This window comes from Bacillus sp. RC251 (assembly GCF_044908765.1).
Lineage (GTDB): Bacteria > Bacillota > Bacilli > Bacillales > Bacillaceae_G > Bacillus_A > Bacillus_A wiedmannii.
The window spans coordinates 1-10,960 of the sequence record NZ_JBIYDP010000027.1; the positions used below are offsets into that span (position 1 = coordinate 1).

12 protein-coding genes are annotated in these 10,960 nt (G+C 31.6%); 9 read left to right on the forward strand and 3 right to left on the reverse strand.

Going from position 1 to position 10,960, the window contains the following annotated elements; translation table 11 throughout:
* Positions 1 to 245 precede the first annotated feature (245 nt).
* From ABH961_RS29800 to ABH961_RS29815, 4 genes are all read left to right on the forward strand, one after another.
* Entirely contained in the window at positions 246 to 1,733 is a 1,488-nt protein-coding gene (locus ABH961_RS29800) for a plasmid recombination protein (RefSeq protein ID WP_098080065.1), read from the forward strand.
* 237 nt (positions 1,734 to 1,970) lie between these two features.
* A complete protein-coding gene (locus ABH961_RS29805; RefSeq protein ID WP_098080063.1) occupies positions 1,971 to 2,621 on the forward strand; it encodes a MarR family transcriptional regulator in 651 nt (216 codons plus the stop codon).
* Between the two features lie 625 nt (positions 2,622 to 3,246).
* Positions 3,247 to 3,576, forward strand: coding sequence for a DUF4064 domain-containing protein (locus ABH961_RS29810; protein ID WP_098080061.1), 330 nt, complete (start codon positions 3,247 to 3,249; stop codon positions 3,574 to 3,576).
* Between the two features lie 440 nt (positions 3,577 to 4,016).
* Complete coding sequence (locus tag ABH961_RS29815) at positions 4,017 to 4,577, forward strand: MerR family transcriptional regulator (protein WP_000421199.1); 561 nt, start codon at positions 4,017 to 4,019, stop codon at positions 4,575 to 4,577.
* 143 nt (positions 4,578 to 4,720) lie between these two features.
* Here the strand turns inward: ABH961_RS29815 and ABH961_RS29820 are convergent, their stop codons facing one another.
* Positions 4,721 to 4,897, reverse strand: coding sequence for a hypothetical protein (locus ABH961_RS29820; RefSeq protein WP_153577646.1), 177 nt, complete (start codon positions 4,895 to 4,897; stop codon positions 4,721 to 4,723).
* A gap of 98 nt (positions 4,898 to 4,995) precedes the next feature.
* On the opposite strand from ABH961_RS29820, the gene ABH961_RS29825 reads away from it, so the two are divergent.
* Complete coding sequence (locus ABH961_RS29825; protein ID WP_064460154.1) at positions 4,996 to 5,619, forward strand: hypothetical protein; 624 nt, start codon at positions 4,996 to 4,998, stop codon at positions 5,617 to 5,619.
* 53 nt (positions 5,620 to 5,672) lie between these two features.
* Complete coding sequence (locus ABH961_RS29830) at positions 5,673 to 6,044, forward strand: hypothetical protein (protein WP_098080079.1); 372 nt, start codon at positions 5,673 to 5,675, stop codon at positions 6,042 to 6,044.
* A 451-nt stretch (positions 6,045 to 6,495) separates the two neighbouring features.
* Here the strand turns inward: ABH961_RS29830 and ABH961_RS29835 are convergent, their stop codons facing one another.
* Positions 6,496 to 7,161 (reverse strand): helix-turn-helix domain-containing protein, encoded by a 666-nt coding sequence (locus ABH961_RS29835; protein ID WP_098080075.1) that lies wholly within the window; start codon positions 7,159 to 7,161, stop codon positions 6,496 to 6,498.
* A 327-nt stretch (positions 7,162 to 7,488) separates the two neighbouring features.
* On the opposite strand from ABH961_RS29835, the gene ABH961_RS29840 reads away from it, so the two are divergent.
* Complete coding sequence (locus ABH961_RS29840; protein WP_098080073.1) at positions 7,489 to 8,187, forward strand: hypothetical protein; 699 nt, start codon at positions 7,489 to 7,491, stop codon at positions 8,185 to 8,187.
* 205 nt (positions 8,188 to 8,392) lie between these two features.
* Here the strand turns inward: ABH961_RS29840 and ABH961_RS29845 are convergent, their stop codons facing one another.
* Positions 8,393 to 8,965, reverse strand: coding sequence for a tyrosine-type recombinase/integrase (locus ABH961_RS29845; protein WP_098080071.1), 573 nt, complete (start codon positions 8,963 to 8,965; stop codon positions 8,393 to 8,395).
* 265 nt (positions 8,966 to 9,230) lie between these two features.
* On the opposite strand from ABH961_RS29845, the gene ABH961_RS29850 reads away from it, so the two are divergent.
* Both ABH961_RS29850 and ABH961_RS29855 read left to right on the forward strand, forming a co-directional pair.
* Positions 9,231 to 9,710 carry a CPBP family intramembrane glutamic endopeptidase gene (locus ABH961_RS29850; RefSeq protein WP_098080069.1) on the forward strand — a complete coding sequence of 160 codons (480 nt, stop codon included), beginning with the start codon at positions 9,231 to 9,233 and terminating at the stop codon, positions 9,708 to 9,710.
* 393 nt (positions 9,711 to 10,103) lie between these two features.
* Complete coding sequence (locus ABH961_RS29855; protein ID WP_098080067.1) at positions 10,104 to 10,670, forward strand: helix-turn-helix transcriptional regulator; 567 nt, start codon at positions 10,104 to 10,106, stop codon at positions 10,668 to 10,670.
* The last annotated feature ends 290 nt before the right edge of the window (positions 10,671 to 10,960 follow it).

Consider the following 10,960-nt stretch of genomic DNA (forward strand, 5'->3'; position numbering starts at 1 on the left):
TGAGGGGTTGGGGAGTTCGATAAATGGGGTCTGGGGAAGGGTTCCCCAGTGGGTTTGGGCAACGCCCAAGGTTTGTTTTTTGGCCACGTAAGTATGTGGCTCGGCAAAGCCGAAAAGCGTCGCAGACCCCTATCGATTTTGATGCGTTAGCGTCAAAATACGTATAGGGTTACTCTAATTGACTCCATTTCGTCGCTTTGCTAGACTTATGGTATCAATTAATCTAGGGAAAGTGGTGGCATTTTATGTTGGGGTCTATCTCATTTAATCAATCTCACCAAAGTTCATTGAGCCACAATAACAGAGAAAACATTCATGGAAATCCTGGTATAGATCCATCCAGGTCAGAGGAGAATATTTACTTTGTTCAAAAGGACATCCGAAGTGTATACAAGGATATCTTTCAAGAAGCAGTGGACAAGTATAACGAGAAACAAAAACGGAATGACCGTAAGATTGATGACTACTATGACAAAATACATAAAGACGATAAGACACATGAGCAACGAGAACTCGTTGTAGCGATTGGGGAAGGTAAAGACGACCCAATGTATAGAGAGGCGAAAAAGGAAGCACTGAAGCGCTATGCTGAGGCGTTTCAAGAGCGAAATCCAAATCTAGTAGTTTATAACATGGTTTTACATGATGATGAAGCCAATCCACATTTACATATTAACTATGTACCGAATTTCGAAAGTAGTCGAGGATTAACGAGGCGTGTTGGAATGGATAGAGCTTTGCAACAACAAGGTGTAGAAGGAACGGGAAGAAAGTTAATTGCACATTGGAGAGAATTAGAAACGGCCTATATTGAGCAATTGGCTAAAGGACACATTCCGAATTTTGAACGTGCTAATGTAGGTTCACATAAGTATATGAAAGTCCGTCAATACAAGGAATATGCAGAAACAAAATCACTTGTTGAAAATCAAGTACAAGAAAAAGAGACGCAGTTACAAACGATTGATCATCATTTAAAAAACGTTGAAGAGAAAACAGAAGAATTACAAGTAGCGAAAAAGAGTTTGGAAAGTGATGTCGTTGATAATTACAAAGAATTAGAGATAGTGAAACAACAAGTAGAGAGTGAAAGTGAAAAACTGCAGCTAATTGGCCAGCGTCATGTAGAGTTAGAAAAAAGAGTAAAACAAATGCAAAAAGAATTAGATAGTGCTACAAATCAAGTGCCAAATGAACCTGTTAAAATTCCATTTTTACGTAAAGAAGTAGTAGTAGAAGTACAGGATAAAATGTTTGGAAAAGCTGAGATCACGAAAAAACAGACAAGAAATTATGTGTTATCACCAGAACAATATCAAGGAGTAACAAAGCAAGTGAATGCAGCGGTTACTATCAAAAATGATTATGAGCGCTTGAAACAAACAGATTTTGTGAAAGAGAATGAGAGTTTACGAGCAGATAATAAAGAATTAGAAGAAATACTAGAGGGTAAGAGCCTTGCTTTAAATCATTCTTATAAACAAAATCGTGAATTGAGAGAAGAAAATGAAGAATTACATACTGAAATAAGCGGTTTAAAAGCTCATATTAAGGATTTAAAGACAAACATAAAGGTTTTGTATCACAAAACAAAAAAGGTTCTTGGAGAGCAATTTAAGGCATTTAGAGGGCTTATTAAAAATGAATTGGGTAGCAAGGGAATAGATAATCAATTTGAACGTGAACATAAGAGAGAAATGAGCAGAAATCAAGATTTTGATAGGGGAAGATAGGAGTGATAATGGCGAAAGTGTAAAAGAGGATTGAATGTTGTATTTTTGCAAGAGATGGAAAGCTTTAGTAATGGATTTCATGTTATTATATAGAAAGACATACAAACGAGAAAAACCGCCCAAGCTTTGGTCGGCGAGGCGGTTTTTCATAATAAGGTTGGAATCAACCAATATATATTCTATATACATTCTAACATATAAAAGTTGATTCCTTCCACTAAGGGAGAGAATTATTTTATGACAAAAGTTGTAGATTTTGGACAAGCTGAAAAAAAAGCGAAAATAAGAGATAGTAAGATTGATAGTATTTATGACCAGTTGCAAACCGGTGGTTATTCAGAAGAAGAGAAAGCAATGCTCTTACAGTTAATAAGTAAAACAACTGGTGGAGATGAATATTTTATAGGAAAAAAGAAAAAGCCAACAGATCGGGTGAGGTTTGTGCAAATTATTATGGATAATTACAATTACCTGAGTGAAATTGATTATTTAACTACAGCTGAGAAAGCGTTTTTAATGGATTTAATACCTTATGTAGAATTTAAAACGAATATTTTGGTTGAAAGAATAAGTAAAGAAGATGAATTTGATTCTGATAGTGCAACGCCTAGTTATCTTGCTAGAAAGTTAAATAGAACTAGAGGAAAAGTTTCAGAGTTAATGAACGGTTTAATGAAAAAAGGATTATTAGCGGTTGCAGAAACTGGAACAACTACTGAAGATGGTCGCATTTGTACAAGTCGTACATGGTTTGTAAATCCCAATATCATGTGTTGTTCTCCAAAAGACGGAGTAGATAAAGCAACTCAAAAAATCTTTAAAAAATCACTTAAAAATTTTGTAACTGAAGATGGTAAAAAACATAAGTTACCAATTTATTTATTTTAGATGTCATTTTATATTGACATCTTTTTTTTATTGTTATTTTACATTTTTTAGGTGTTCCTTTTTGGGTACACAGGTGTTCCTTTTTGGGTACACCCTATATCTTATAAACCCTTGTTATTACTGACTTTCTTCACTTTGCTCTTCTCACTCTTATATATATAGCTAAAAGTTCCGCAAGGAACGGGTCGTATTTTTGAGAAAAACACTCAAAAATCTCCACCCTCACAATAAAAAAAGTCGGTTCGTTAATCCTCACCTAAAAGCTAATGCTTTTTCTTTTTTATTGTGTCCTTGCAAAACTTTTTTCGGCTCGATATGCTTTTTTCGCCAAGCCGACAGACAAAACGCAAGATAATGGTTATCGACTTGGATAAGCAAGTATACGAGCCGAATCGCTTAGATCAAACGTTCAAAAATTGTTCTTATTCAATATGTTGATACGTTTAATACGTGGGGTTTCGCCCCCACACGACGAGCCAGCACTCTAGCCAAAACGCAATTTTTAGATCAAAGATAAAGAAGAAATTTTTGGTGTTTATTCATAGTATTTCTAATTATTATTTGTTAATATAAATAACCGGATATCAAAAACATAATATAGTAATAGTTAGGATGGTATTAAGAATTGAAAAGAACAGCTGAATTTGTACTTGGTTTAATTGGTGGTATTTTTGGGGTTATAGGTTCTGTGATTGTAATGTCTTTAGCTATATATGGTATGGAAGGTTACACTGACAATGCCCTTTTAACTTATATTTCTATTGTATTAATTATTGAAATAGGACTGTTAGTTTTAGCATGTTTGGTAAATAAGGTTAACAATATAGTCTATGGGGTTTGTATGATAATACTTCCATTAGTAACATTATTTATGTCAGTATTCACTTTAATAATTCCAGTAATTCTACAAATTATTTCGGGTGCAATTGCATTTCGAACTTTAAAGCAAAAATAGAATTATATGGGGTACCGCCAGCATTTCGGAAAAACCTCAGGCTAAGCAAAAAATAAGCTGTCCATATGGGCAGCTTATTTACATAATTCTCGTTATCGGTAGTAAGATTTTTATAGAATCCTTGTATTGACAGGGATTCTTCTTTTTTGTCTGGTTATCTCGTATACAGGATTTTATACATTGTTGATGTAGCGGGGATTCTAGGGATCCGCGCTTTTCTTTTTTTGTATAAAATCTTGTATATAGAAAAAAGATTTTGATGTTATTATCGAGAAGTAATACATATCGGTGGTAAAATCGGAATGTATTTCGGAAATTAAATCGTTTTTAAAATCGGTTTTCATATCGGTTGTAAGTACATTCCGATTTTGATTGGAATGTTGGTTTAATCGTGTTTTTTAAGTAAAAAACGTATTCCGTTTTTTGGGGAGGAATAAAAATTGGAACTAAAATCGGAAATGCACACACCGAAAATTGTTGCGGATCTTTTAGGAATCACACCCGATTTGTTAAAGGTATGGTCAAATGAATTTAATATACAAACGGAGCGAAGTCAGGGAGGACATCGTAGATACTCGAAGGAAAATATAGAAGAATTAAAAGCAATAAAAGAAAAAATACAGGCCCAAAAATGGTCTTACGATCAAGTTCGGTCATGGCGAAACGGAGAACTTGATTCGTTTGTTTCAAAAGAAGAAAAATCAGAATTAGAAAAGAAACTGAATGAAGTATTAGAAAATCAACAGTTACAAAATCAATTTAATCAAGCACTCGTTCAGAAACTACAAGAAATTACGAATGAATTGGTTACGACAAAAGAACATTTAGCGAATACGGAGAAAAAGTTAACTGAAGTAGAAGGGAAAAACAGTGAATTAGAAGTTTTTATAGAGAAGAAGCTAGAGAAACGAGATCAGCTATTGCTTGAAAACATTAGAGATATGCAGGCACAAAATCAGAAACAAAAACGGAAAGGTTTTTTCGGTTTGTTTAAAAAGTAAATTTGGCTGGTATTTTATGTAGGGTTCTAATGTCGGAAAAAGAAAAATAGAAATATAGCATACATACAATAAGGGAATGCAGTATAGATCAGTTTACAAGCATTCCCTTGCTATTGATATGTTATGTGTTTAGTAAAGTATTATTATAGTATAGGACCATAAATAAATATTAATAGGGTTATTAAAGCTTCAATTAAAGATATTATAAAAATTATTTTATAATTTACTTTTACGTTTTTATAACTTAATTTTTGACCTATATAATTAAGCAATAAAAATATAAAAAAAAGTGGAAGTGTAGATAATAAAATATTTAACATAATAAAACCTCCTTTTTTTGTAAAATCTTGACTTTTCCGAAAACAAATGTAACATAGTGTTTGAGAGTGGAAAATATTTCAATAAAAGGGGGATTTTTGTGTCTTTGTTTAAACGTGTTGTAAAATTGTTATTTGTTTTTGGTTTAATCTTTTCAGGAATTGCTGGTTTTAATACGTCTAAGGTGTCTGCAGATTCTAAAGAGGTTAATTATCAAGCTTTAACTTCAGAACAGTTAAAAGAAATTAATGAGAAATTAGAAGAAATGAAGAATGATATTAATTTACAACTTTCTGAAGGTAAAGAAGATGTTTTTTCTAGTAGAAAAGTATCTTTTTCCGATGAGCCTTTAATTATGGCTTTTAATAGTGTTGATAATTTTAATGGTAATGGTTTTGCACTTGCGGCACAACAAAAGAAAAATTTCTCTGGTTATGTGGCTAATACATTTCCGGGAGCTGGTTTTAAACATACTGTTTCTGGATGGTTTTTATATGGTTCAGGTAAAGTAGGTAACTATGATTATGATCCAGATTTAACAGGTCCATTGTATTCTAAGAGCAATTCTACTAAAGCAAATAGACTTGATGACAGTGTAGTTCGTATTACTAGTAGTGGAACATTTAAAGCATTAAAGTATGCACCAGTTGAGTATACTACTAAGGTTGTTATTGAATTGTATGGTAGTGGAACGTATAGAGTTGTTACAGCTAAAATTAATTAATTTTTATGTCAGAATAAATAACTGTTAGAAATATTTTGAGTGGGTGGATATTTATGAGAAAAGTTATTGCTGGTTTATTTGTTGCTGCAACCGCTTTATCAGCCCCGTTTGTAGGGTTTAGTGAGGCTTCTGCAGCAAGTGCATCAAATGCAGTTTTACAAGCTAGTCAAACATCTTCATCAACTTCTAGGATTACTGTGAATAGTTCTATGAAAATAGTTGTTCAAAATTGGGGAACAAAAGATATAGGCTATACTATTTTTAAAAGAGGATCTGTTTATGCGACTGGTAATCTAAAAGGTGGAAAAAGTTATAATAACACTATATCTTTGCCAAAAGATGATTATTCAGTAAGGTTATATTGTGGTGGCCCTTCCGGTGGTTCAACTGGCTGTTCTGGTCAGGTCTCTATTGCTAATAAATAAAAAAAGCCCTTTACAGGGCTTTTTTTATTTATTGGGGTACCGCCAGGATTTAGGAAAAAAACTAGGCTAAGCAAAAAATACAATAAGGGAATGCAGTATAGATCAGTCTACAAGCATTCCCTTGCTATATTGATGTTAATAATATTTTAATGCTGTTGTTACTATATATGCCATGTATAGCAACGATAAAAAGATAAATATATCTAATGTTAAAAATATGTATAATATTATTCTTATTTTTTTAGATGTATCATTTTTAATCATATATATAATAAATAGCATTGTAGTTGATTGGAATAGCATGGTGAAAAATAAAAATGTAATGGCAAACACCATATTTCCTGGTGTAAATCCTGTATTCATAATGAGTAGAGAACTAATTATATTAAGAATAAGCGTAGTTAGTATAAAAATATATTTGTAAATGTTTTTAATTTTGATCGCCTACTTTTTAATTTTTTAGTTGGTAATACAGTTGTTTATTTTTATGGTTATATATAAGTATTTTTTTATTGTTTTCATCTACAATGTAAACATCTTTTTCTTCCCAATCTATTCCATGGGGTATGTCTTTTTCAATTGAAAATAAAACATCTTTATTTCTAAATGGAATTGAATTTCGATTAGCATGAATGTTTATTTCATGTTCTTTTGTTTGAATGCTATAATCTCCTGAATAATTGGAGAAGAAAGGTGTTAATTTACTATAAATATATAGAATTTCTTTTTTATCGCTTTCTTGATAAAAGTGGGAATTAATAACCTTTAGATCTGATGTTTTTATGTCTTTTGGCATAAGTAAAAAGGCAATGAGACAATAAAATATAACAACAATAGTGATTAAGGAATATATGTAGAGAGAGGCAATTAATAAATATCTTTTATAATTGCTTTGTTTTATTATCTGATTTTGCAAATTTGAATCCTCCTTTAATAAAGAATCAATTGAAACATTAAATAGATTGCTTAAGGCTAATAAATTGGTTAGATCGGGAAGACTTTTTCCTAGTTCCCATTTAGATATAACTTGTCTTGAAATAAATAATTGGCTGGCTACATCTTCTTGTGTCATGTTGTTTATTAATCTTAAATGTTTTATTTTTTTTCCAATGTCCATATATGTACCTCCTTTAATCACTTTAATTATTCTAATGTTAAATAGTAAGAAACACATCGTAGCGATATAAAAAAGGCATGCAACGATGTGTTGCAGACCTTTATTTTGGTACTTATGGTTTACTATTAATGAATTTTTAAAAATGCTAATTTATATTTAAATTTTATAAGTTATTTTTTCATGATATATAAAATCATTTTTAGAATTCTATTAATATATATTATTTTTGATGTTTGGAGAGGGAGGAATTTTAAGGGGTAGTGCCTGTGGGGTTCTATGGAATGGTATAATCGTCTTATATATTAGTATGGAATGGGGATGTGCGGAGTGAGTAAAACTCTAACACCGATTAAAGGGTTGGAAGAACGATTTGAAGAGTACAAAGAAAAACTTGAAGGATTTATAGAACAGATTGGTAATAAGGTTGATAAGGATGTTCAGGAGTTTCTGGATGCGACTTTTGGAGGGGATGAGTTGCAAGTAATTTTGCGTGGTCATCTTTATATTGAACATGAGCTTGAAAAGTTGTTGAAAATTTACATGGTGGAACCACAGCTTGTCTTAACTGAGAGATTTATGTTTATGAATAAAATAAACTTAGCTATTGCTTTAGGAGCATTATCGTTAGACAAGAAAACTCCTTATAAAAGGTTGAACGAATTGAGGAATAACTATGTTCACCAACTTAAATTTAAAGTAAGTGAGACTGATTTAAATAGATTGGTGGATTCTTTTGATAGAGATTTGAGGGATGAGGCTTCGGTAAAGAAATGGAATGAAGGACTTCCAGAGGAGTATCGAGGAAGCAAGATAAGCAAATTGCAATGTGCTGTGTTAGGGTTATGGACTTATCTTTTGAAAGTTGTGCATGTGGAAAGTACGAGGAAGTTTAAAAAGAAGATTACAATGGTCAATATAAAATACAAAGGAAGTAATCCTAATGAAATTGACGATATGTATTTGGCGGAATGTGAAGAGTTATTTAATAAAATGCAAATAGAAGTAGGGATAATGGAGGGCTCTTAACTAAATTAGGCGTTCTTTTTTAATTTTTTCATGAAAATCCGAAATAACTCAGTGCTTCTCTTATATTAAGACTGTGAAAACGTATGGAAAAGTTCATGTTCATTGCGGTCTTAATTGGTTTAGCAGCTGATTGCATTACGATTGGTCTATTTGTTGCTCTGTTCCTTTAAAGATTAGAGAAGCCCCTTGTTGTTGGTATATCTTTTTAAATGGTGAATGAATCTAGAACGTTGTCTTTCTCTTCTTTGTTGATGCCAATATAAGTCAGTGTGATTTGAGGAGTACTGTGATTTAAGATTTCTTGTAACATGGCTATATCTTTTGTTTGTTTATAGAACCAATAACCGAAGGTTTTACGCATGGTATGGGTCCCGATAGATTCTATATCCGCAAAATCTCCGGCTTTTTGCAATTGTCGATAGGCCTGGATCTTACTAATGGGTTGATTTCCTTTTCGAGAAGGAAATAACCAGGTATTATCTAGCGTTTGAGTATAAGAGTATACCTCATCAAAAATGGAAGTAAGGTTAATCATGCGTTCTTTCTTTGTTTTTCCTTCTTTGATCTTAAATTCTTTTCTCTTTTTTCGTTTTAGTTTTATTATGGTTTCTGTTTCAAGTTGGAGTAGATCACTTACACGTAGTCCTGTATGAATTCCAATTAAAAATAGTATATAGTCTCGTTCGGAACAGTGGCGTTTTAGGGCCCATTTCATGTTTTCAATCTGTTTTTTACTACGGATAGGTTGGACATCAATGAGATGTGATTTTTTGTTCATGGATTTTGACCTCTTTATTTATAGTGTTTTGAATGTATACTTTTGTTATGTATTTTGAGGATATCAGGAGAATCGGTGAGAAGTCAATGATTAAGGGGATTTGAAAGTAAACTAATATTCAAAAGTTTACATTGATGGAATAGGGAAAAAGATAGAGAATTTATTATTTAGTACTATTTGTGTTGATTTAATCCTATTACTTATTGTGTTAATAGAATTTTAATATATAATTTTATAGATATTAGGAGGAATAGGAGAAAGATATATGCTGGAAAAATTGAATAAATTTATGTTTGCTTTACCTGTAATTTGGTTTGTATTACTTATTTTATTGGGATCGTTTTTACTTGTGATGCCATTAGATTTATTTTTGCCACCGATAAAACAACATACGATAAAGGAAGAACTCGCTATTATACAGATTTTAGTAGGAATATTTGCGGCACCTGTATATGAAACAGTAATTTTTCAGGTATTTTTATTTTGGGTATTAAGTTGTATTCCTTTTATTAAAGATCGTGTTTATCTTATTATTTTAATAGCATCAATTATATTTGGATTAAGCCATTCAGATGGTATTACTTATATAGTAGTTACAGCAATAATTGGAGTATTATATAACTATGCTTATTGGGTATATCAAAAAAAGAATGAAAAAGTTGAAGTTACAATATCTGCTTTTTGGATCGTTGTTTTGATTCACTCACTACATAACGCTATTGCTGTTATAGCATTACATCTATAAATGTTTAAAAAATAATTAGTTCTATTAGTAGTGAATTTTAAGTCAATGATTGAGAGAAAACTAAATTATTTATGGGGTAAGAAGTATAGAACTAAAGCCTTTTCTATGCTTCTTTTTTATGGGATTCTTTTTTATTTTTTTATAATATTGTATCAATTGAATATAGATGATAGTTTAGTAAGGGTTTATATATTTTAAATTAATGATTTCATAAAAGTGGATGATATACATTTTTTATTTTGTTGAGGATTAAGATCTTAACAATCGTTGATAAATAAGGTGTTTAAACGATGTATAAAGTCTTTTGACATATTAAAATTAGCTTTTATAAAGATATTTGCTACTTATAAATCATTACCTTGAACTATTTTGGATGTAGAAGGAGCGAGCGAAATGAATCTTAGTAAACAAATTAAAAAATATCGAGATAGGGAAGGGTTTTCTCAAGAAGATTTAGCTGAAAAAATTTATGTTTCTCGTCAAACCATTTCAAATTGGGAAAATGAAAGAAGTTATCCTGATATTCATAATTTATTGCTTCTAAGTGTTCTTTTCGATGTTTCTTTAGATGATTTAGTTAAAGGGGACATGGAAATGATGAAAAATAATCTTCAGCAAGTTAAATTTAATAAGTTAGGACAGGTAATGGCTATATTCTTGATTTTAGCTGTAGGATCAATAGGATTAGCAATTAAATATTTTGGTAATGTAGGTTTAATTATTCCATTTGTTTTTTGGGTAATTGCTATGACAGCAGCTATTAAAATTGACATAATCAAGAAGCGTGAAAATATAAAAACATACTCTGAAATTGTTGCTTTCATGGAAAATAAAGATGTGAAAGCGGAAAGAGACAAGCGAGATAAGAAAAAATACATCATTCAAAAAACGTTGATTGTTGTAGGGGTTTCGTTGGTTTCAGGAATTATTGCTCTTTTGAGTTTTTCGATATTTTTATAAGGTAAAGATTTTCAATGTTATTGTGTAAATACAAGACATGATTAGAAATAGAGAATATTATGTTGGTCAATCAAAACGGACCTAGTGAAGCGAAGGGAGTATTTGACTTGACCAACTGAACGAAACCAAGACCCTCTTGGCACTGAACAAACAATAGTTTGTTCCTGCCAACCGGCGAGGGAGCCCCTCAAGGATTGAGGGGTTGGGGAGTTCGATAAATGGGGTCTGGGGAAGGGTTCCCCAGTGGGTTTGGGCAACGCCCAAGGTTTGTTTTTTGGCCACGTAAGTAT